Annotated in this window: 21 protein-coding genes; 14 read left to right on the top strand and 7 right to left on the bottom strand. The window is 65.9% G+C overall.

The window, feature by feature from the left end:
* The first annotated feature begins 38 nt into the window (after window positions 1-38).
* Window positions 39-215 carry a YegP family protein gene (locus GRI55_RS00290; RefSeq protein WP_082835446.1) on the top strand — a complete coding sequence of 59 codons (177 nt, stop codon included), beginning with the start codon at window positions 39-41 and terminating at the stop codon, window positions 213-215.
* Here GRI55_RS00290 and rnhA read toward each other — a convergent pair whose 3' ends face one another.
* The 3 genes from rnhA to ispH are packed head-to-tail and all read right to left on the bottom strand — an operon-like array spanning window position 216 to window position 2,597.
* The gene (gene rnhA / locus GRI55_RS00285; RefSeq protein ID WP_050600779.1) at window positions 216-659 is read right to left on the bottom strand and encodes a ribonuclease HI; all 444 of its coding nucleotides are present in this window, start codon (window positions 657-659) and stop codon (window positions 216-218) included. It lies immediately after the preceding gene.
* A complete protein-coding gene (gene thrB / locus GRI55_RS00280) occupies window positions 656-1,612 on the bottom strand; it encodes a homoserine kinase (protein ID WP_160765823.1) in 957 nt (318 codons plus the stop codon). Before thrB ends, rnhA begins: the two co-directional genes overlap by 4 nt.
* A 1-nt stretch (window position 1,613) precedes the next feature.
* Window positions 1,614-2,597 (bottom strand): 4-hydroxy-3-methylbut-2-enyl diphosphate reductase, encoded by a 984-nt coding sequence (gene ispH, locus GRI55_RS00275; RefSeq protein WP_160765822.1) that lies wholly within the window; start codon window positions 2,595-2,597, stop codon window positions 1,614-1,616.
* A 95-nt stretch (window positions 2,598-2,692) separates the two neighbouring features.
* Here ispH and GRI55_RS00270 point away from each other — a divergent pair, with 95 nt between their 5' ends.
* The 9 genes from GRI55_RS00270 (at window position 2,693) to tatC (ending at window position 9,900) form a co-directional block, all read left to right on the top strand.
* Entirely contained in the window at window positions 2,693-3,346 is a 654-nt protein-coding gene (locus tag GRI55_RS00270) for a hypothetical protein (RefSeq protein ID WP_160765821.1), read from the top strand.
* Window positions 3,347-3,405: 59 nt separating this feature from the next.
* Window positions 3,406-5,145 (top strand): arginine--tRNA ligase, encoded by a 1,740-nt coding sequence (argS, locus tag GRI55_RS00265; RefSeq protein WP_160765820.1) that lies wholly within the window; start codon window positions 3,406-3,408, stop codon window positions 5,143-5,145.
* A 2-nt stretch (window positions 5,146-5,147) separates the two neighbouring features.
* Window positions 5,148-5,831 carry an SPOR domain-containing protein gene (locus tag GRI55_RS00260; RefSeq protein ID WP_160765819.1) on the top strand — a complete coding sequence of 228 codons (684 nt, stop codon included), beginning with the start codon at window positions 5,148-5,150 and terminating at the stop codon, window positions 5,829-5,831.
* A 79-nt stretch (window positions 5,832-5,910) separates the two neighbouring features.
* A complete protein-coding gene (gene nagZ, locus GRI55_RS00255) occupies window positions 5,911-6,933 on the top strand; it encodes a beta-N-acetylhexosaminidase (protein ID WP_160765818.1) in 1,023 nt (340 codons plus the stop codon).
* Entirely contained in the window at window positions 6,930-7,739 is an 810-nt protein-coding gene (locus tag GRI55_RS00250; RefSeq protein ID WP_063511324.1) for a segregation and condensation protein A, read from the top strand. The genes nagZ and GRI55_RS00250 overlap by 4 nt, the downstream gene beginning before the upstream one ends.
* On the top strand, window positions 7,739-8,353 hold the full coding sequence (scpB, locus tag GRI55_RS00245; RefSeq protein WP_160765817.1) for an SMC-Scp complex subunit ScpB: 615 nt from the start codon (window positions 7,739-7,741) through the stop codon (window positions 8,351-8,353). Before GRI55_RS00250 ends, scpB begins: the two co-directional genes overlap by 1 nt.
* Before the next feature lie 61 nt (window positions 8,354-8,414).
* Entirely contained in the window at window positions 8,415-8,642 is a 228-nt protein-coding gene (locus GRI55_RS00240; protein ID WP_160765816.1) for a twin-arginine translocase TatA/TatE family subunit, read from the top strand.
* Between the two features lie 24 nt (window positions 8,643-8,666).
* On the top strand, window positions 8,667-9,104 hold the full coding sequence (gene tatB / locus GRI55_RS00235; protein WP_160765815.1) for a Sec-independent protein translocase protein TatB: 438 nt from the start codon (window positions 8,667-8,669) through the stop codon (window positions 9,102-9,104).
* A gap of 1 nt (window position 9,105) precedes the next feature.
* Window positions 9,106-9,900: a twin-arginine translocase subunit TatC gene (gene tatC, locus GRI55_RS00230; protein WP_202392304.1), complete on the top strand. Its 795-nt coding sequence runs from the start codon at window positions 9,106-9,108 to the stop codon at window positions 9,898-9,900.
* On the opposite strand, the gene GRI55_RS00225 is transcribed toward tatC, so the two are convergent.
* Window positions 9,885-11,534 (bottom strand): amidohydrolase, encoded by a 1,650-nt coding sequence (locus GRI55_RS00225; protein WP_160765814.1) that lies wholly within the window; start codon window positions 11,532-11,534, stop codon window positions 9,885-9,887. The genes tatC and GRI55_RS00225 overlap by 16 nt on opposite strands.
* Before the next feature lie 111 nt (window positions 11,535-11,645).
* Here GRI55_RS00225 and GRI55_RS00220 point away from each other — a divergent pair, with 111 nt between their 5' ends.
* The 4 genes from GRI55_RS00220 to GRI55_RS00205 all read left to right on the top strand — a co-directional run bounded on the left by GRI55_RS00220 (window position 11,646) and on the right by GRI55_RS00205 (window position 20,240).
* Window positions 11,646-12,902: a threonine ammonia-lyase gene (locus GRI55_RS00220; protein WP_050600768.1), complete on the top strand. Its 1,257-nt coding sequence runs from the start codon at window positions 11,646-11,648 to the stop codon at window positions 12,900-12,902.
* A gap of 156 nt (window positions 12,903-13,058) precedes the next feature.
* The gene (locus tag GRI55_RS00215) at window positions 13,059-13,901 is read left to right on the top strand and encodes an arginyltransferase (protein WP_063506818.1); all 843 of its coding nucleotides are present in this window, start codon (window positions 13,059-13,061) and stop codon (window positions 13,899-13,901) included.
* Window positions 13,873-16,032, top strand: a complete 2,160-nt coding sequence (locus GRI55_RS00210; protein WP_237452359.1) for an autotransporter assembly complex protein TamA — start codon at window positions 13,873-13,875, stop codon at window positions 16,030-16,032. The genes GRI55_RS00215 and GRI55_RS00210 overlap by 29 nt, the downstream gene beginning before the upstream one ends.
* A complete protein-coding gene (locus GRI55_RS00205; RefSeq protein ID WP_160765812.1) occupies window positions 16,032-20,240 on the top strand; it encodes a translocation/assembly module TamB domain-containing protein in 4,209 nt (1,402 codons plus the stop codon). The genes GRI55_RS00210 and GRI55_RS00205 overlap by 1 nt, the downstream gene beginning before the upstream one ends.
* Here GRI55_RS00205 and GRI55_RS00200 read toward each other — a convergent pair.
* From GRI55_RS00200 to GRI55_RS00190, 3 genes are all read right to left on the bottom strand, one after another.
* Window positions 20,234-20,788: a fasciclin domain-containing protein gene (locus GRI55_RS00200; protein ID WP_331251260.1), complete on the bottom strand. Its 555-nt coding sequence runs from the start codon at window positions 20,786-20,788 to the stop codon at window positions 20,234-20,236. The genes GRI55_RS00205 and GRI55_RS00200 overlap by 7 nt on opposite strands.
* Window positions 20,789-20,826: 38 nt before the next feature.
* Window positions 20,827-21,426 carry a hypothetical protein gene (locus tag GRI55_RS00195; protein WP_160765810.1) on the bottom strand — a complete coding sequence of 200 codons (600 nt, stop codon included), beginning with the start codon at window positions 21,424-21,426 and terminating at the stop codon, window positions 20,827-20,829.
* Window positions 21,427-21,515: 89 nt separating this feature from the next.
* A complete protein-coding gene (locus GRI55_RS00190; RefSeq protein ID WP_160765809.1) occupies window positions 21,516-22,112 on the bottom strand; it encodes a lysozyme in 597 nt (198 codons plus the stop codon).
* Between the last annotated feature and the right edge of the window lie 69 nt (window positions 22,113-22,181).

Below are 22,181 nucleotides of genomic sequence, written 5' to 3'. Positions count from 1 at the left end.
ATGCGCCGGATCACGCCAGCTATTCAGGAAGGGAAAACATGGCTCATCACTTCGAAATCTACCGCGACAAGGCCGATGAATACCGCGTGCGGTTCAAGTACAATTCGGAGGTGATGTTCTCGACCGAAGGCTATGCTTCGAAGGCGAGCGCGCAGAACGCCATCGATTCGATCAAGAAGAACGGACCCGACGCGGAGATCGTCGACAACAGCTGATTAGGCGGTGCGCGCGATCCGTTCCGCCTCGTCGCTGGCGAGGCGGTCCACCCGCTCGTTCTCGGGATGGCCCGCGTGGCCCTTGACCCAGTGCCATGCGACGCGGTGATGCGCGGTCAGCTCGATCAGGTCGTGCCATAGATCGGCGTTGCGGACCGGCTTCTTGCTGGCATTGACCCAACCGCGTTTCTTCCAGCCGTGGACCCACTTGGTGATCCCGTCGATCAGGTACTTGCTGTCGGTATAGAGATCGACCTCGCAGGGTTCGATCAATGCACCCAGCGCCTTGATCGCGGCGATCATCTCCATGCGGTTGTTGGTGGTGTCGGGATCGCCGCCAACCAGCTCCTTTTCATGCGGCCCCATGCGCAGCAGCGCGCCCCAGCCGCCGGGACCGGGATTGCCCTTGCAGGCCCCGTCGGTGAATATTTCGACTTGCTTCATGCGAAGGCGCTCTGGCCGCTGGCGCGGTAGAATTCCAGCCGCCTGACGAAATCCATCGGGTCCTTGCGGTGGACAAGCGCGTCGTCGGGCGTGTCGAGCCAGTCCTGCGCGCGGCTGGCGATGAACCGCAGGCACGCGCCCTCGGCCAGCAGCGGCAGCGCGGCCCGTTCGTCATGGCCGAGCGGGCGCAAAGTTTCATATCCCTCGATCAGCGCCCGGCCGAGCGCACGATCGCAGCGGGCGCCGGTCCCGTCGAAGCACCAGGCGGCATGGGTCACGGCGAGATCGTACGCCATCGACCCGGTGCAGGCGAAATAGAAATCGATCATTCCGGTTACGCGGTCGCCAAGCATCAGGACGTTGTCGGGAAACAGGTCCGAATGGATGATCGACCGGGGCAGGGCGCGGGGCCATTCGTGCACGATCGCCTCGCCCGTCTCTAGGATCGGGGGCAGATCCGGATCGATCGTGCCCAGCGCTGCCGCGCCGCATTGCTTGAGGATATCCAGAGTGTCGCCCGGCTCGAGCGTGCTGGTGCGCGATTGCGGGAAGTCGCGCGCGGCGAGATGGATCTGCGCCAGCGCGCTGCCCACCGCTCGGGCCTGCCCGGGCGTCGGGGCGCTGGGCGAAAGACCGGGAAGGAATTCGATCAATGCCACGGCCTTGCCGTCCACCATCCGCCACGCCGCGCCGTCGCGGTCGTGAATGGTGCGCGGCACGGGACAGCCGCCTGCCGAAAGGTGATCGAGCAGCCCGAGGAAGAAGGGCAGGTCGGCGGTCTCGATGCGCCTTTCGTACATCGTCAGGATAAACCGGCCCTGCGTGGTTTCCAGCAGCCAGTTGGAATTCGAGACGCCTTCGGCGATGCCCTTGAAGGAAACCAGCCGGCCGACGTCGTAATGCTCCATCAGCCGAGCGAGATCTTCGGCCCCGAGATGGGTATAGACCGCCACGTCAGTCGGTGAGTTGGCGCGGCAGCTTGAAGATCATGTTCTCTTCGGTGGCGGCGATCACCTCTTCCTCGACCAGCCGCCAGTCGGAGAGCCGGTCGACCACTTCGCGGACGAGCTCTTCGGGTGCCGAAGCCCCTGCCGTCAGCCCGATCGTGCCTATGCCCTCGAGCCAGGCCGGATCCATTTCGTCGGCACGCTGGATGAGATAGGCGGTGGTGCCCAGCCGTTCGGCCACTTCCACCAGCCGCAGCGAGTTGGAGGAATTGGGCGCACCGATCACCAGCACCAGGTCGCAGCTCGCCGCAATCTGCTTGACCGCCGCCTGCCGGTTGCTGGTGGCATAGCAGATGTCTTCCGCCTTGGGCGCAACGATCTGCGGGAAACGCGCTTCGAGCGCCGCGATGATGTCGCGCGTATCGTCGACCGAGAGCGTGGTCTGCGAGAGGTAGGAGAGATCGTCATCGGGACCGAAGTCGAGCTCAGCGACATCGTCGATCGTCTCGACCAGCGTGATCCTCCCCTCGGGCACTTGGCCCATCGTGCCAATCACTTCGGGGTGACCCGCATGACCGATGAACAGGATGTGCTGGCCTTTTTCGATCTGCCGTTCGGCCTGCCGGTGAACCTTGCTCACCAATGGGCAGGTGGCGTCGACATACAGCATCTTGCGCCGTTCGGCTTCTGCCGGGATCGCTTTGGGCACTCCATGCGCGCTGAACACGACCGGCGCGTCGTCGGGCACCTCGTCGAGTTCCTCGACGAAGATCGCGCCCTTCGCCTTCAGGCTGTCGACGACATAGCGATTGTGCACGATTTCATGCCGGACATAGACCGGGGCACCGTATTTCTGCAGCGCACGTTCGACGATCTCGATGGCGCGGTCGACCCCTGCACAGAAGCCGCGCGGCGCGGCGATTAGGAGCTTGAGGGGCAGGCGCGGATCGTTTCCGCTGGTGCCGGGCGTGGATGGAAAGGGGGCATTCATGTCCCGCCCTCTAGCGCTTTCGCGCAGGCCAAGCTAGGGCGTCCCGCAGCCTGAGGGCTACGAATTCGAATGACCGCAAAAGGGAAATTAGCCGCATGACCATCCGCACCCGTCTGCTGCCCGCACTCGCTGCCGGTCTTGCGCTTGCCGGCTGTTCTACGGAAGGCGATCTGGTTCTCAACCAAGGGGTCGGCATTTCGGCGGTCCGCTCGACCTGCCCGGCGGTCGGTATTCCCGACTACACCGGCGATATCACCACCTTCCGTGCCCCGGGTGCGACGACGCAGGCGGATCTCGATGTCACGGCGGCAATCACCAACCTACGTTCGGACTGCAACGAAGAAGCGGGCGACCGGGTCTATACCGAAGCCAGTTTCGACGTCGTTGCCCGCCGCAGCGACACCGCTGGCAGCCGCACGGTCACGCTGCCCTATTTCTCCACCGTGCTGCGCGGCGGTTCCTCGGTGGTCAGCAAGCGGGTCGGCAATGTCACTCTGCAGTTCGCCGACGGGCAGGAACGCGCGCAGGCCAGCGGCACGGCGGCCGCCTATGTCGATCGCGCTGCCGCGACGCTGCCCGAGGACATCCGCGAGCAGATCACCCGCAAGCGCGAACCGGGCGATCCCGACGCTGCGCTCGATCCGCTGGCCGATCCCACGGTGCGGGCCGCAGTGCAGCGCGCCACCTTCGAACTGCTGGTGGGTTTCCAGCTGACCGAAGCGCAGCTGCGCTACAACGCCACCCGCTAGGGCGCTGCGGGGCACGCCTCGCATCTTGCCATTTCGCGCCGATACGCTAGGCGCGCGCCATGGCTGATTTGCACACTCTTCACGCGGCTTTCGCCGCCCGGATCGACGCGGTTTTGAACGCTCTCGAGATGGAGGGCGTGCTGCCTGCCGATACGCCCCGCGGCAACGTCGCGGTCGAGCCGCCGCGCGATCCCTCGCACGGGGACCTGGCGACGAATGCCGCGATGGTGCTGGCCAAGCCGGCCAAGACCAATCCGCGCGCGCTGGCGGAAAAGATCGTCGAGCATCTGCAGCGCGAACCCGACATCGACGCTGCCGATATTGCCGGACCCGGCTTCATCAACCTGCGTCTTTCGCCCGACGCTTGGCGCCGCGAGCTGCTGGCGATCGCCGAGCTGGGCGACGACTATGGCCGTTCCGCCCTGGGTGACGGTCAGACGGTCAATGTCGAATATGTCTCCGCCAACCCGACCGGTCCGATGCACATGGGCCACTGCCGCGGCGCGGTGGTGGGCGATGCGCTGTGCGGTCTGCTCGAATGGGCGGGGTACCGGGTCGTGCGCGAATATTACGTCAACGATGCCGGCGGGCAGGTCGACGTGCTCGCGCGCTCGGCGCATATGCGTTATCGCGAGGCGCTGGGCGAGGATATCGGCGCCATTCCCGAAGGGCTGTATCCGGGCGACTACCTCAAGCCGGTGGGCGAGCGGCTCGCGCAGGAATTCGGCGCTGCCTACAAGGACGCCGACGAAAGCGAATGGCTCGAGCTGTTCCGGCACCGCTCGGTCGCCGCGATGATGGAAATGATCCGCGCCGATCTCGCGCTGCTGGGTATTCATCACGACCTGTTCTCCTCCGAAGCCGAGCTACAGGCAGCAAAGAAGCCCGAAGCCGCCGAGGTGTGGCTGCGCGAAAAGGGCCTGGTCTACGACGGCGTGCTCGAGGCGCCCAAGGGCAAGGCACCGCCCGAGGACTGGGAGCCGGTCGAACTGCCGCTGTTCCGGTCGACCGAATTCGGCGACGACCAGGACCGTCCGATCAAGAAGTCTAACGGGGCGTGGACTTATTTCGGTGCCGATCTCGCCTACCACTTCCAGAAGGCCGAGAATGCCGATGCGCTGATCGACATCTGGGGTGCGGACCATGCCGGTACGGTCAAGCGGATCAGGGCCGCGGTCGCCGCGCTGACCAAGGGTGCCGGGCGCGATGTGCCCTTCGACGTCAAGCTGGTGCAGATGGTCAAGCTGCTGCGCGACGGCGAACCGGTTAAGATGTCCAAGCGTTCGGGCACCTTCGTGACCTTGGCCGAGGTCGTCGAAGAGGTCGGCAAGGACGTCGTGCGCTTTACCATGCTCACGCGCAAACCCGATGCGCAGATGGAATTCGACTTCGCCAAGGTGGTCGAAGCATCGAAGGACAACCCGGTCTTCTATCTCCAGTATGCCCATGCGCGCATCCATTCCACGCTGCGCAAGGCGGGCGTTAAGCCCGGCAGCGACAATCTCGACCGCCTGGGCGCGGACGAGCTGGCGCTGATCCGCGAGGCGGCCCAGTTCCCGCGCGTGGTCGAAGCGGCCGCCAAGGCGCGCGAACCGCACCGGATCGCTTTCTTCCTCGGCGACCTCGCCGCTGCCTTCCACAGTTTCTGGAACGCGGGTAACGATGATCCCGCAATGCGGATCATCCAGGAAAGCGACCCCGAGCTTACGGCGGCGCGGCTGTTCCTGGCATCGCAGGTCGCGCAGGTGATCCGCAACGGGCTCGCCATTCTTGGGGTCGAGGCAGTGGAGGAGATGTGAGCATGACGGGGGCGAGCGCTTACGGCAGTGGCGGCGAGTGGGAGAACGAGGACCAGCTCGACCTCGCCGATGACGAGAGCCTTCCCTGGCTCGAGGCGGGCGAGGACGAGGAGCAGGCCGCGGGTTTCGACACCTCGCGGTTGATCCTGCTGGGCGTACTGGCGCTGATCGTGCTGGCCCTTGTGGTCGGGGCGATCTGGTTCGTGGCCAACCAGACGTCCGACGAGCCCGAAGCCGATGGCAGCGTGATCGCCGCCCCGGACGAGCCCTACAAGAGCAAGCCCGAAGACCCGGGAGGCAAGACCTTTGCCGGCACGGGCGATACCAGTTTCGCCGTGGGTGAGGGGCAGACGCGTGAAGGCCGGCTGGCCGAACCGACCACGACCCCGGCCGCCGCGGCTGACGCCAGCGATGGTTCGGACGCGGGCAATGCTGCGGCGCCGGCCACGCCTTCGGGTACGGCGGTCCAGGTCGGTGCTTATCCGCGGCGCGAAGATGCCGAGGCCGCATGGTCCAACCTGATGCGGCAGACCGAAGCGCTCAACGGCGTCCGCCACCGGGTGGTCGAGGCACAGGTCGATATCGGACAGGTCTACCGCCTGCAGGCGCTCGCGGGCGACCGGGCCTCCGCCAATCGGCTCTGTGCGGCGCTGAAGGCCGACGGCCTCGCCTGCTTCGTCAAATAGAGCGGCCTCGCATCCGGTATCCACACCTGCTGCGCGCCGCGAACTTGCGGGAACGCGCGCCGCGGCGCATTTTCAGCCGATGACACCCGCCATTTTCGGCATCGCCGGGACCGCACTGGGCGCCGACGAGCGCGCCTTCTTCAAGGACGCCGACCCGGCGGGCTACATCCTCTTTGCGCGCAATTGCGAGAGCAAGGACCAGCTGCGCGCGCTGACCGACGAACTGCGCGCGATCCACGGACGCGATCGGCTGGTCATATCGATCGATCAGGAAGGCGGACGGGTCGCCCGGATGAAACCGCCCGTGTGGCAGGCCTATCCCGCGGGTGACGCATTCGCTGCCCTGTGGGACGTCGCCCCCGCTTCGGCGATCGAGGCCGCCCGCGCCAATGCCGAAGCCATGGGCCGCGAACTGGCCACCATGGGGGTCACCGTCGATTTCCATGCGCCATTCGATGTCCGGCGCCCCGAAACCGACGATGTCATCGGGGATCGTGCGCTGGGCAGCGACCCGTTGCAGGTCGCCGCGCTCGGCCGGGCGGTGCTCGACGGGCTGGGCCGGGCGGGGGTCGTTGGCTGTCTCAAGCATATGCCGGGCCATGGCCGCGCCACTTGCGATTCGCACAAGGAGCTGCCGCATGTCGCCGCCAGCGATGCCGAACTCGAAGTGGATATCGAGCCGTTCCGCACGCTCGCTGCGCATCCGCTGGGGATGAGCGCGCATATCGTTTTCGAAGCCTGGGATGCCACGGTACCGGCAACGCTTTCCGAGACGGTCGTACGGGACATAATCCGTGGTCGGATCGGGTTCGACGGGCTGTTGCTGACCGACGATATCGACATGCAGGCGCTCGACGGCACCATTGCCGAACGCTCGCGCCGTGCACTCGCGGCGGGATGCGACATCGTGCTCAATTGCTGGGCCAGGATGCAGGACCAGCAGGCGATCGCCGATTTGGGGAAGACGATGTCCGACCAGTCGGCGCGCCGACTTGAAAGGGTGCATGCGGCGATGCATCCGCCTTCCGATGGCCCCGATACGGATGAGCTGCTGGCCAAGCGCGATGCATTGCTCGCGCTGGCGGAAAAGCGCGCGGCGTGACCGACAGCGGCCTGCTGTTCCCCGAGGACGATACCGCGCCGCAGGAGGATTGGGACGGCATTGCGGCAGAGGCGGCAGTCGATGAGAACGCGCTTTATCTCGAGCTTGATGGCTGGGAGGGTCCGCTCGACCTGCTGCTCGACCTCGCGCGGCGGCAGAAGGTCGATCTGCGGTCGATCTCGATCCTCGCTCTGGTCGACCAATATCTCGACTACATCGACCATGCCGAGGCGCTGAAGCTCGAACTGGCGGCCGATTATCTCGTGATGGCCGCCTGGCTCGCCTATCTCAAATCGGCCATGCTGCTTCCGAAGGACGAGGAAGAAGCCCCCGGGCCCGAAGAACTCGCCCTCAGGCTGCAACTGCGCCTGCAGCGGCTTGGCGCGATGCGCGATGCGGCGGCCCGGCTGATGGGCGGCAACCGGATCGGCCGCGATGTTTTCCTGCGCGGCGCGCCCGAAGGGCTCGAGATCGAACGCAAGACGCGTTGGCGCTGCGACCAGTTCGCGCTGATCGAGGCCTATGGGCGCGTTAAGGCGCGGACCGCCCCGGCGATCCACATGGTGCGCGAACGACCGGTGATGACGCTCGAATCTGCGCTCGACCGGGTATCCAACATGCTCGGCGTGACGCTCGACTGGATCGAATTGCGCGATTTCCTGCCCCCGCACGCGGAGCCCCGCCTGCGCAAGTCGGCGCTCGCCTCGAGCTTCGTCGCCGCGCTGGAACTGGCGCGGCTGGGCAAGGCCGAATTGCAGCAGGACGATACGTTCGGACCGCTCCGGTTGCGGCGGGTCACCGGCTGATGGACGATCTCGCCCGCGCCGTCGAAGCCGCGCTGTTTGCAGCGGAAGAGCCGATGACTGCCGAAGCGCTCGCCGGTTTCCTGGGCGACGCGGCGGTCGGCGACGTGCGCCAGGCGCTGCGCAGCGTGGCGCAGGATTACGAACCGCGCGGCATCCATCTGGTCGAGCGAAGCAAACGCTGGCATTTCGAAACCGCGCCCGATCTCGCGCACCTCCTGCGCCGCGAGCAAGAGCAGATCAGGCGGCTGAGCCGCGCGGCTACCGAAGTGCTGGCGATCATTGCCTATCACGAACCGGTCAGCCGTGCGGAAATCGAATCGATCCGCGGGGTGCAGACGAGCGGCGGGACGCTCGACGTGTTGATGGAAGCGGGATGGATCAGGATCGCGGGCCGCCGAGAGGTGCCGGGTAGGCCGACGATCTATGCGACGACGCCCGAATTCCTCGAGCATTTCGGCCTGTCGAGCCGCCGCGACCTGCCCGGAATCGCGGAATTGCGCGCCACCGGCCTGCTCGACCCGGTCGACGATGCCTATGACGAGTTGATGGGAGAGGCCACAGGCGAGGATGGGGCGGACGATACCGAGCGAAGCGACGATCCCGAAGAGAGCTGACTGGCGCTAAGCCCGCGCAACGCCTATATTCGCATCCAAGCAATGTGAAAGAGAAGGTCCCATGGGTCTCAGTGTCTGGCAGCTCGCCATTATCGCCGTCGTCGTGCTCGTCCTGTTCGGTCGCGGGCGGATTTCCGAAATGATGGGCGATTTCGGCAAGGGCATCAAAAGCTTCAAACAGGGCATGAACGAAGACGACGCGCCCGCCAAGCAGCTCGGCCATGAAGCCAAGCCCGCCGACGAATCACTCAAGCCCGACCAGGTCAAACAGACCACCGACACCAAGTGATCCGCTAGCGGGCGGAGGCAGGCCATGTTCGATATCGGCGCCAGCGAATTGCTGGTGATCGTCATTGTGGCGATCCTCGTGATCGGCCCCAAGGACATGCCCAAGGCGCTGCGCCACGCGGGCCGCTGGATCGGCAAGCTGCGCCGCATGTCCAACCATTTCCGCGCCGGGCTCGACGAAGTCGTCCGCCAGGCCGAGATCGAGGAAATGGAAGACAAGTGGGCCGCGCGGAACAAGGAAATCATGGCCAAGTATCCCGACGGTTCCTCGCCGGAAGGGGGCGCGCCGGAGAACCTCCTGCCCGACCAGCCGATGGAACCGCTGGCTGCGGCAGGCGAGGTGCCCGATGCCGATGCCGCGGCGGAAGCCGCGATCAAGCGTGCCGCCCCGGTCAAGGCGGCCGAACATTCGGACGAACCCACCCTGTCGCTCGACCCTCCGCCCCCGGGCAAGGATAGCTGACATGGCAGTGATCAAGGACATCGACGAAAGCCAGGCCCCGCTGCTCGATCACCTGATCGAACTGCGCGGACGGCTGGTGCGCTGCGTGCTGGCGCTGGCGCTTGCCTTCGGCGTGTGCCTCTACTTCGCCGATCCAATCCTCGGCTTCCTCATCCAGCCGCTCAAGAATGCCTTTCCCGTGGGCGAAGGCCAGCTGATCTTCACCAAGCTCTACGAGGTCTTCTTCGTCGAGCTGAAAGTCGCCCTGTTCGCCGGCTTCTGCCTGAGCTTCCCGATCATCGCCAACCAGTTGTGGGCGTTTATCGCGCCGGGGCTCTACGCCAAGGAAAAGCGGGCCTTCCTGCCGTTCCTGCTGGCAACGCCGATCCTGTTCGGGATGGGTGCGGCGCTGGCGTATTACGTCGTCATGCCCACCGCCTTCCGCTGGTTTCTCGGCTTCGAGGGAACCGCGGGCGGGATGGAGATCCAGGCGCTGCCGACCGCCAACGAATACCTCGGCTTGGTCATGCAGTTCATCCTCGCTTTCGGGATGAGCTTCCTGCTGCCTGTGCTGCTGCTGTTGCTGCATCGCGCGGGTCTCGTCACGCGCGACCAGCTGGTGTCCGCCCGGCGCTATGTGATCGTGCTGATCGTGGCGCTCGCAGCGATCATCACGCCGCCAGACCCCGGTTCGCAACTGCTGCTCGCGGTTCCGCTGCTGCTGCTGTTCGAAGGTTCGCTGGTGCTGATGCGGCTGACCGATCGGCGCCGCCGTACCGACAACGACGGTGCCGACGAGGCTCAGTCCGCTTCGTAGACCTTGCGCCCGCCGACCCAGGTTTCCAGCACCTTGGTAGCCCGCAGTTCGGCAGGCGAGGCCAGCAGCGGATCGCGGTCGATCAACACGAAATCCGCGCGTTCACCGGGCAGCAGCCGGCCGAACCGGCCTTCGGCGAACCCGGCATAGGCCGCTGCGCTGGTAAAGCCAGCCAGCGCCTGTTCGCGATTGACGCGTTCCTCGGGTCGCCAGCCGCCGAACGGTTCGCCATTCGCATCCATCCGCGTGGTCGCTGCGGCGAGGCCGGCGAAGGGATCGGGCGATTCGACCGGCGCGTCCGAGCCGAAGGCCAGTCGCCCGCCAAGCTGCAGGATGCTGTTCCAGGCATAGGCGCCGTCGAGCCGATCCGGCCCCAGCCGCGCTTCGGCCATCGAGCGGTCGCTGGTCTGGTGAACCGGCTGCATCGAGGCGATGACGCCGTTCTGGCCGAAACCGGACAGGTCCGCCGGATCGATGATCTGCGCGTGTTCGATCCGCCAGCGCCGGTCGCCGGGGAAGCTTTCGCTCAGCTCGGCGATCGCGGCCAGCGCGTCGGCATTGGCGGCAGTCCCGATCGCGTGGATCGCGGGCTGGAAATTGCCCTGCGCGGCGCGGACCAGGATGTTGCGCAGCTTGGCCGGGCCGGTCAGCGGCAGGCCGGTGTTGCCGGGATCGTCCGCATAGGGCTGCTTGAGCCATGCGCCGCGGCTGCCCAGCGCGCCGTCGAGGTAGATCTTGATCCCGTTCATGCGCAGCTTGTCGTCATACAGCCACGGCGTGGGACGGGCGCCGGCGATCAGTTCCATCTCGTCCGGACCAGCGGCATAGGCCATGATCCGCAGTGTCAGAGCATCCTTGTCGCCCGCGCGGCGGAAGGTCTGCCAATCCTCGATCGTCGTGCCCATGTCGGCCACGGCGGTAATGCCGTTGCGGTGAAGGACCTCCTGTGCCTTGGCGAAGGCAAGGTCGCGCTCGGTCGGGCGCGGGGCGGGAATGGCGCGGGTCATCAGGCTTTCGGCGGCATCGACGAAGACCCCCGACGGGGCCTGCGAACCGGGCATGCGTTCGACCCGCCCCCCGGCAGGGCTTTCTGTCGTCGCGGTGATCCCTGCGGCTTCCATTGCCATCGTATTGGCCCAGCCGGCGTGGCCGTCGACGCGCTGCAGGTACACCGGACGATCGGCGACCGCGCTGTCGAGCTCGGCCGCGGTGGGGAACCTGCCGAGGCCCCATTTTTCCTGGTTCCAGCCGCGGCCGAGAATCCAGGGCCGGGCCTCGTTTTCGGCAGCGAAGCGGCGGATCTTGTCGAGCGCTTCCTCGAGCGAATTCGTATCGGACAGGTCGAGCGTGAGCGCGCCGATGCCGATGCCCATGACATGCGCGTGCGCATCGATCAGCCCGGGGATCATGACTGCACCATCGCCGTCTTCGCGGAAGTCGGTCTGCGGCACTTCGTCCCGCGCGGTCAGGATCTGCGCGACCTTGCCCTCGTCGTCGATCACCAGCGCGGTGAACCGCTTGAGCTTGCCATCCTCGCCGATCGTAAGACCCTCGACATTGTCGACCAGCACGTCCGCCGCGGCGGGCGTGGCGAGCGCAAGAGCCAGGGTGGATACGAGGAATTTGAATGACATGTCAGGCAGTCCCGTCTCGGTTAAGCGCGCCCAGCGATAAGGCATAGCTTGGTAGAGGCAAACCCTTTCGGCGATTGCGCCGCGCCCCAGCGCGCCGTAGGGGCGCAGACCATGACCCAAGCATCCTCCGCGCATGCCGACGCCCCCAAGGCGACCGACCAGCTGACCCTCGCCGATGTCCGCGCGGCCGCCGCACGCATCGCTGGTGCGGTTGTCCGTACACCGATGCTGCGTTCGCAGACGCTGTCGGACATCGCCGGTGCGGATATCTGGCTGAAATTCGAAAACCACCAGTTCACTGCCGCCTACAAGGAACGCGGCGCACTGAATGCGCTGCTGCAGCTGAGCGACGAACAGCGCGCGCGCGGCGTCATCGCGGCTTCGGCGGGCAACCACTCGCAGGGTCTGAGCTACCACGGACGCCGGCTGGGCGTGCCGGTGACCATCGTCATGCCGCAGACCACGCCGAGTGTTAAGGTGATGCAGACCGAAAGCGTCGGCGGCCAGGTCGAGCTGGTGGGCGAGACCTTCGATGAAGCCTATGCTCATGCGCGCGAGCTCGAGCGCGAACGCGGGCTTACCTTCGTCCATCCCTTCGATGATCCGCAGGTCGCGGCAGGGCAGGGCACCGTCGCGCTCGAGATGCTGGAGGAGAAGGACGATTTCGATTGCCTGGTCGTGCCGATCGGCGGCGGCGGGCTGATGAGCGGCATGGCCACCGTGGCCCGGGCGCTCAAACCCGAAATCGAAATGGTCGGTGTGCAGGCTGAACTTTTCCCTTCGATGTACTCGGCCGTGACCGGGGACGAGCGCCCCTGCGGGGGCGATACGCTGGCCGAAGGCATTGCCGTGAAGGCCCCGGGCCAATTCACGCGCCAGATCATTGCTGAGCTGGTCGACGAAGTGCTGCTGGTCAAGGAATCGACGCTCGAACATTCGGTCTCGCTGCTGTTGCAGATCGAGAAGACCGTGGTCGAAGGGGCAGGCGCTGCCGGGCTCGCCGCGGTGCTGTCCAATCCCGAAAGGTTCGCCGGCAAGACCGTGGGACTGGTGCTGTGCGGCGGCAATATCGACACCCGCCTGCTGGCCAACGTGCTGCTGCGTGACCTGGCGCGTTCGGGCCGCCTCGCACGGTTGCAGGTGGTGTTGCAGGACCGCCCCGGCGCGCTGTTCAAGGTCATGCGCGAATTCAACGCGCATGACGTCAACATCATCGAAATCTACCACCAGCGGATCTTTACCACGCTTCCGGCCAAGGGCCTGACCGCCGAGATCGAGTGCGAAGCCCGCGATGGCGGCCAGATCGATCGGCTGGTCGAAAACCTGCGCGCCAAGGGCTATGTCGTCGAACTGGCCGAACTGGCCTGAACCGAGGCCTCGATGACGCCGCCCGACGGAAGAACGGGGCCGTTTGGCGAGGGGTGGTGGCTTTTCATGGTAAAGAGGGTTTTAACAAAGGACCCGCTCTGGCATTGATAGGCGCAGCAGGTAATTGTCCCCGCCGCCAAAAGGACGTCGCCGAAAGTGACCGCACCGATACGCTTCCCCCGCTTTTTCGTGACCAGCCCCGCGCCGTGTCCGTACCTGCCGGGCAAGAGCGAGCGGAAGGTGTTCACCGAACTGCGCGGCGACAATGCCGACGAATTGAACGAAGCGCTCGGCCGGATCGGGTTTCGCCGCAGCCAGACCGTGGCCTACCGCCCCTCGTGCCTCGATTGCCATGCCTGCGTATCGGTGCGGGTCGTGGCGAAGGAATTCCGCCCGTCCTCGTCGCAGAAGCGCACGCTCAAGGCGAATGACGATCTGATCGCGACCGAATGCCGCCCCTGGGCGACGGCAGAACAGTTCGAACTGCTGCAGAAGTACCTCGCTGCACGGCACCCCGGTGGGGGCATGACGCAGATGGAGGAAAGCGACTTTGCAGATATGGTGGAACACACCAGTGTTACCAGCTATGTGATTGAATATCGGGAGCCGGGCATCGGCACCGAACCGGGGCGTCTCGTGGGGGCGTGCCTAACTGACTATCAGGGTGACGGGCTGTCGATGATCTACAGCTTCTATGACCCTGAACATGGGGATCGCGCCGGTCTTGGGAACTACATCATTCTCGACCACATTCGCCGTGCGGCCGACAATGGGCTGCCTTTCGTCTACCTCGGCTATTGGGTCGAAGGGGCCGAGCGAATGCAGTACAAGGTCCGCTACCGGCCGCTCGAACGGCTCACCCGCGGTGGGTGGGAGCGCATGCCCGATGCGGAACAGAAGCAGCTTATCGCCGCTGCAACCGCGCCGCGAGCCAAGCGCCGCGACGATCCGCTCCCTGCGAAAGACGGGCTTGCTGCAGAGTATAAGGTCGACGACTGAGGTCGCGCGCGGCGCGCTTGCGACCTGTCTTGCCCTCGCGGCGTTTGCGGGTGCGCAGCCAGCAGTTGCGCAGGACACATCCGCGCCGGCGTCTCTTGAGGACCTGATCCCCGACAGCGCGGTCGACAATCCCGAAGCCTGGGCGCAACAGGGCACCGACGAAGGTGTGACCAGCGCCGAACCCGTGCTGGCCGCCGAAACGCCGATCGCCGATCTGCCCGCCATGCCCGTCGCATGGCCCGACGATGTTGAGATCGAACCGCTCGAGCCGCTCGAACCGGAAGGCGATATCCAGTTTGCGGACCTGCTCGAGGATGCGCCGCAAATCGCTTTCGAAGACGCGGAAATCGAGACGCTGTCCGATTCGCTGGTGCTCGGCTTTCCGCAGAAGGAGCCGCCTTTCACCGAGCGCGGCGACTTCGTCGACCGGTTCGAAGCGCTCTCGACGATCGAAGAACTCGACAATGGCGATGAGAACGTCGCCCAGCTGGCGGCGCGCGCGCGCGAGGACGAGGAACTGCTGGCGACGCTGCTGCGGGTCTATGGCTATTACGATGGCGAAATCGTCCGCACGATCGCCACGCGTGACGCCGGCGAGGATAGCGCCGACCAGAATCCCCGCGTCCGTTTCGATGTCATTCCCGGGCCGCGCTATACCTATGGCGCGATAGACCTGGGCGAGCTCGACACGGCGACCGATGCGGCAGAGCTGCGCGATTCCTTCGACATCCAGCCGGGCGAATATTTGCAGTCCGACACGATCCTGGCCGAACAGTTCGACCTCGACCGTGCGCTGGGCGAAACCGGCTATGCCTTCGCCGAAATCGACGAACCCGAATTGCTCATCGATCACGATCGGGTCGAGGGCGATCTGACGATGCCGGTGCGCCCGAATGGCAAATATGTCTTTGGCGGCGTCGTAAGCGACGACGAGGCGTTTCTTTCAAGCCGCCATCTCGAGCGTATCGCCCGTTTCGAACCGGGCGATGTCTACCAGCGCAGCCTCGAGTTCGACCTGCGCCGCGCGATAACCGCGACGGGGCTGGTCTCCAGCGCCAGCGTCGAAGCCCGCGAAATCGAGGCCCCTCAGGGCGACGAGCCGGGCGTGGTGGCCATGGACGTGAGCATGGAACGCGCCGAGCTGCGCACGATCGCCGGGGCGATCGGTTACGGTTCGGAAGAAGGCGTTCGCATCCAGGCGAGCTGGGAGCATCGCAACCTCTTCCCGCCCGAAGGCGCGTTGCGGCTGCGCGGCATCCTCGGCACGCGCGAACAATTGGCGGGTGTCACCTTCCGCAAGAACAATTTCGGCGGCCGCGACAAGGTGCTCACCGTCGATGCCTATGCCTCGAGCATCGACACCAGCGCCTATGATGCGCGCACGGTTGCGCTGACGGGCACGTATGAACGCACCTCGACATTGCTGTTCCAGAAGCCGCTGGCCTGGGCGCTGGGCGGCGAGATCCTCGCCACCGACGAGCGCAATCGCATCGTCGATGGGGTGGCCCGCCCGCGCCAGACCTATTTCATTGCTTCGCTGTTCGGCCGTGCGACGATCGACACCAGCGACTCGCTGCTTGATCCGACCCGCGGTTTCCGCGTCACCGGGTTCCTTGCCCCCGAAACCTCGCGCACCGAGGGCGAGCAGTACTATTACCTGCGGAACCGCGTCGATGCGGCCTATTACCAGTCGGTGGGCGAACGCACGGTGATCGCGGCGCGCGCGGCTTTCGCCAGCATTCAGGGCGCCAATCTCGTCGGCATCGCGCCTTCGCGGCGGCTTTATGCGGGTGGCGGCGGATCGGTGCGCGGCTATGGCTACCAGTCGATCGGTCCGAAGAACCAGTTCATGGAACCGATCGGCGGGCGCAGCCTCGTCGAAGCCTCGCTCGAAGCGCGCATCGGGACCGGCTTCTTCGACGGGGCGGTATCGGTCGTGCCGTTCTTCGACCTGGGCAGCGTGTCGACATCGACCACGCCCGATTTCGACGAGATCAAGATGGGGGCCGGTGTGGGCCTGCGCTATGCGACCGGCTTCGGCCCGATCCGCGTTGATGTAGGCGTGCCGCTCAACCCCGAACCCGAAGATTCCCCGGTCGCGGTCTACATCTCGCTGGGGCAGGCTTTCTGATGCCCGAAGACAGCGCGACCGCCCCCGAGGCATCGGTTTCGAGCCGCAGCGCATCCGGGCGCGGGGGCCGCAAATGGCTGCTGGGCCTGGCCGCGGGCCTCGTGCTGCTGGTGGTCGGTGCGCTGGCGCTGTTGAACACACCGATTGGCGAGCGTTTCCTCGCCAATCGGATTGCCGAACGCACCTTCCCCAACGGGCTCAACATCCAGATCGGCCGGATCGAGGGCAATCTCTACGGCGCGGCAGTGTTGCACGATGTTCGTGTCTCCGATCCGCAGGGCGTGTTCCTGACGATTCCCCGCGCGGAAGTGGACTGGAACCCGGGTGCATGGCTGTCCAACCGGCTCGAGATCGACAGCTTCGCGGCGCGCAGGGGACAATTGTCGCGCCTGCCCGAGTTTCTGCCGAGCGAGGAGGAGGGGCCGATATTACCGGGCTTCGACATTTCGGTCGAGGAACTGGTGATCGACGATCTCACGCTGGCCGGCGGCATCGCCGGAGAAAACGCGCAGCGGGTCAACATCACCGGGAGCGCGGAGGTCGATGACCGCAGGCTGTTGCTCGATCTTGACGGGCGTTTGGGCGCGCGTGACCGGGTGGCGCTGTTGGTCGACGCCGAACCCGATGGCGACGATTTCGATCTTGCGCTGGATGCCTCCGCCGCGGCCGACGGCCCGATTGCCGCGCTCGCCGGGCTCGATGCCCCGCTCGACATGCGCGTGCGCGGCGCTGGCACCTGGACTCAATGGGACGGCGCATTGCTCGTCCGCAGCGAAGACGAACGGGTCGCCGCCCTGCAACTGACCAACCGCGCTGGCCGGTTCGGCTTACTGGGAACGGTCGACCCTACCGTATTCCTGACCGGCCTGCCAGCTGAAGCACTTGGCGACAAGGTGGCGCTCAAGGGCGATATCGCCATCGACAACCGGGTGTTCGACGGGACGGCCATAGTGGCTGGCCGCAAAGTCAGCCTTTCGGCCGAAGGGCTGGTCGATCTGGCCGACAATCGGGCAGACGACCTCGAAATGGTGGTGCGGTTGCGCGATCCGGCGGTGCTGGGCGATGGTATTGCGCTGCGCGATACGCGGCTGACCGCCACGCTCGACGGATCGTTCGACGATCTCGCCATTGCTCATGAGGCGCGCGTAGGCGAACTGGACATCGGCGGAACCGTGCTCACCCGCCTGAAGCAGCAAGGCACCGCGCGCTACGATGGCACGCGCTGGACCCTGCCGCTGAACCTGACTGTCGCCCGGATTGCCAGCGGCAATGCGATGGTCGATCCAAGACTTGTCGACGGCACCGGCCGCGGCACCTTGGTACTGACGGGTTCGACATTGCTGGCGGACGATTTGCGGCTGTCCTTCCCCAGCGCCGCAGCCAACCTCGCGCTGCGTGGCGATCTCGCCCGTGGAAGCTACCGGATCCGCGGGCCAGTGCGCGCGCAGGGACTGGCGCTGGACGATATCGGGACCGCGGGCGGCACGGCCGTGATCGATTTCGCGCTTGCCCCGGGCGCCCCCTGGCGTCTTTCGGCCGAGCTCGACGCGCGTATCGCACCGGTCACCAACGCCACCCTGGCCAATCTTGCCGGCACGCCGATCCGTGTACGCGGCGGAGTTGCGGTGGGCGGAAACGCACCGCTCGATTTCAATCGCCTGCGCGTCAACTCGAACAAGCTCGCTCTCTCGGTCGATGGCAGCATCCGGGCGGGCACCACGCAGGTCGCGGGCAGCGGCAGGCATGTCGATTACGGTCCCTTCACGGTCGAGGCGAGCGTCACCGATGCCGGGCCCAGCGCCGCGCTGGTGTTCGCCCAGCCGGTGACGGGGCTCGAGAATGTTCGCCTGGCCATAGCGCCTACCGAGGATGGATTTGCGATCGACACCGATGGCGAATCGGTGCTGGGGCCCTTCGCCGGCCAGTTGGCACTGGTCGCCCCGGAAGACGGCCCCACGCGGATCTCCATCGAAACCATGCAGCTGTCAGATACGCAGTTGACTGGCGCGCTGACCCTGATCGATGGCGGCGTCGATGGCACGATCGCTCTGGCAGGCGGCGGCCTCGATGGCACAGTAGCGCTCGCGCCGCGCGGCGCGGGGCAGGGCGTCGATGTCGATCTGCAGGCACGCAACGCCCGGTTCGGCGGGGACACCGTCCTGCGTGTCGCGCGCGCCGATGTCGAAGCAAGCGGATTGCTGGCCGAGGGACGGACCACCTTCACCGGTTCGGCCACGGCGGCAGGCCTGTCCTATGGCACCCTGTTTATCGGGCGCCTGGCCGCCGAGGGCGAACTGGACAATGGGGTGGGACGGGTCGATGCCTCGCTTTCCGGGCGGAGAAGCGGGCGCTTCGTACTCGACCTCAACGCGGCGATCCGCCCCGAACGGATCGCAGTCGCAGCGCAGGGGGAATTCGCCGGGCGGTCGATATCGATGCCGCGCCGCGCCGTGCTGACCAGCCTCGACAATGGTGGCTGGCAACTGGCACCGACACAGCTGTCCTATGGCGACGGCGCGATGGTCGCTGCCGGCAGCTTCGGCGGCGGCAATCTCGATTTCGATTTCAAGCTGGCGCGCATGCCATTGTCGCTGATCGATGTGGTGCGCCCCGATACGGGGCTGGGCGGGACGGTTTCGGGTACGGTCGATTACCGCGCCGGTGCCAATGGCCTGCCATCGGGCGAAGCCAAGGTGAAGATCGAGCAATTGACCCGCTCGGGCCTGGTGCTGACCTCGCGGCCCGTCGATGTCGCACTGGTAGCGCAGCTGACCGATACCGAACTTGCCGCGCGGGCCCAGCTAGCGAATGCGGATATCCAGCGTGGCCGGATCCAGGCCCGGATCACGGGTTTGCCCGCTCAGGGCATGCTGCTCGACCGGCTGCGCGAAGGCAGCCTGTTCGCGCAATTGCGCTACCGCGGGGCGGCAGAAAGCCTGTGGCGGCTGGCCGCGCTCGATACGTTCGATATCACCGGTCCGATCGCGATCGCCGCCGATGCCAGCGGAAGCCTGCGCGACCCGACCGTGCGCGGCTCGATTTCCGGCGAAGCGCTCCAGCTGCGCAGTTCTCTGTCGGGTACCAATATCCGCGATATTGCGCTGCGCGGACAGTTCCGCGGTTCGCGGCTGCAACTGACGCGGTTTGCCGGCACCCCGGTCAATGGCGGAAGCGTGACGGGAAGCGGGATCGTCGACCTGCGGACCCTCGGCGAGGCGGTGGAAGGCCGCATACTCGAGATTCGCGGCCCGACGATCGATCTGCGCATCGCAGCCGATAATGCCCAATTGCTTGATACGGGCGGCTTGAGTGCCACGGTCACCGGACCCTTGCGCATCGTATCCAACGGCCTTGGCGGCACCATTGCGGGCCGCGTACGCGTCAACCGCGCCAGCTGGACGCTGGGAACTGCATCGGATGATCTGCGAATTCCGCAAATCGCCACGCGCGAGATCAATGCCCCGGCCAACCGGGGCCCGCAGGCAGCCCCGTCGCGCCCCTGGCGTTATCTGATCGACGCACGGGCAACCAGCCGCATCGATGTCGACGGGATGGGCCTCGACAGCGAATGGTCCGCCGATGTCATCCTGCGCGGAACCACCGATGACCCGCGGATCGGCGGCAGCGCCGAAGTCGTGCGCGGCGATTACACCTTCGCCGGAACGCGGTTCGAACTCACCCGCGGCGAAATCGAATTCGACGCAAATCTTCCGGTCGACCCGCGGCTCGACATCCGGGCCGAAACCGAGCGCGACGGACTGACTGTCGAAGCGACGGTACAGGGCAGCGCGACCCAGCCGGAAATCGCCTTCAACTCGAATCCCTCGTTGCCCGAGGAAGAACTGCTGGCCCGACTGCTGTTTGGCGGGTCGGTCACCAGCCTGTCGGCCACCGACGCGTTGCAGCTTGGCGCTGCGGTTGCCAGCCTGCGCGGCGGCGGCGGGCTCGACCCGATCAACCAGCTACGCAGCGCAATCGGCCTCGACCGGCTGCGGATCGTAAGCGCGGATCCAGCGCTGGGGCGCGGCACGGGTGTGGCCTTGGGTAAGAATTTCGGACGGCGCTTCTACGCCGAAATCATCACCGATGGCCGCGGATACAGCGCGACCGAGCTGGAATTCCGGGTGACGAGCTGGCTGTCTCTGCTTGCTGCGGTGTCCACTGTCGGACGCGAAAGCCTGGTGGCTGAAATCAGCCGCGACTACTGATCCGCGGCGTTGCGCGGATCGGGTGCCAGGATCGTGTCGATCGGAATGACGACCCCGTTGTTCACCGCGGTGGCGCTATCGACCAGCGCGGCGCGGGTGTCCCCTAACGAAACATACAGCTTCCCTTCCGATCTCGAAAAATAGACCAGCGTTCGGCCGAGCGTCGTCATCGCGACGGGCCCGCCTTCGCGGTCGATCGCGGCGTCGATGGCTTCGGGTGTGAGGTGCCCCGGCAGGAGGTGGTTGCGCAGGATCGCGATCAGGACGGGACGGTGCTCCGGTTCGAGCAATGGCATGGCGCGATCGTTCACCGCTTCGAACGCTGCGTTGGTCGGGGCGAGAAGCGTGTAGCTGGCCGGGCCGTCGAGCACGGTAGTGAGCTGCGATTTCTCGATGGCGTCCTGCGCCGCGCTGAGATCCGGGTCGGAGCCAAGTGCAGCAGCGACCGTAAGCGCGCCGGCATCCTCGGTAAGGACGGGATCGTTGTCGTCGGGCTGAGGTTCGCTGCCGCAGGAGGATAGCAGCGCCAACGCAAACAACGGCAGCACGGCATGCCCTGCGCGCCGGGCGAGGGACGAGGGGGGTGTCATACCAAGAGATCGATCGCTGCGGTGACCCGCCGGGTCCGCGGATCGACCCGGTACACATAGCCATCTACATAGCGGTACCAGACCGTGGGCGTATCCTGGTAACGCGTGCGATAGGAATAGGGGACGTTGTAGACGTCGTAGCCCGCGGGCATTTCCTGCCCGATGACGAATTCGTCACCTGTCAGCAGCGCGGCCACTCCGGTGATCGAAGCGTCTTCCGGATCTACCCGGTAGAGAACATTTTCGGCAAAGCGATAGGACGCTGCGGAACCGAGATCGAAATAGTCGACATAATAGGCCGGAGCGGCCGCACTCTCGATCCGTTCGGGCCAAGTCTTGCCTAGGGCAAGGGCGCCGCCGAGAAGGCCTGCCCTTGTGCGATAGCCGTCGAGCCACTGTTCCATCCGGGCGGTGCGATCGGTTTGCAGGCACGCAGCATTGCCCACCGCAGATCCGGGCAAGCATTCCGCCCCCGATACCGCTTCGCCGGCAAAAGCGGCCATTTCGGACCCATTGGCGGCATTCGTAGCCGGTGCGGCGCGTGCGCCGATCGATACGAGCGCCATGACTGCCGCGGCTGCGACCACCCTACGCATTAAGAATACTCCTTCGTCCCTGCAACGGCGGCGCGGGCCCTACGGTTCCATGCCGTTCGACGAGTGGAATGGGAGGAGTTCTGCGGCGTTCACTGCGAGCGGTAGAGCGCAGCCTCGGCCTTGCGGCGGCGGACCAGACCCATGAGGATGCGGCCGCCGGCGCGATTCCACCGCGCAAATTCGGCAGCGGCTTCACCATATTTCCCTGCCCGGTGAAGGCGCAGCAAAGTCGAACGGGCAATCGCGCCCGTGTTGTAATGAAAGCTGACGAGGGCATCGAATTGCGCCTGCGTCGTTTGCGCATCGCCCAGCGCGGTTGCGACATCGCGCGCGTGACGGGCGACATCCTCCTCCAGCCGGTTGTCGCATTGCTCCTGCGTCCAGACCGTTCCGGGACCGATGCCTGGCCCGGTAGCGCCCCAGCCAATCGTCCATGGATCGGCTCCGGTGCCCGGGTCGGGATAGGCCTCGACCAGGCCATCCTGCCGGATTCGCGCGCAGCCTTCGAAATCGCGGATCAGCCGCAGCCCGCGCTCGCTGACGCCGCGCCCTTGGAACAATTCACCCGAGGGTGAGGTTGCGGCGCTGACAGCGTCGATTGCCGCGTCAAGCCGGTCGACCTCGGACTGGCGGAACCCGCGGCCCAAAATTTTGCGGATCGTATCGAAGAGCGGTTTGCGGTTCATAGTGTGGCCTCCCGGGGAAACGAGGCCGCTTTGCTAGGCACCAACCGGCAGAGTAGGAAAATGCTTTCG

The sequence above is a fragment of the Qipengyuania citrea genome (assembly GCF_009828015.1).
Lineage (GTDB): Bacteria > Pseudomonadota > Alphaproteobacteria > Sphingomonadales > Sphingomonadaceae > Qipengyuania > Qipengyuania citrea.
The sequence above is the reverse complement of the archived record's forward strand: the minus strand, read 5'-3'. Positions and strand labels throughout refer to the sequence as shown.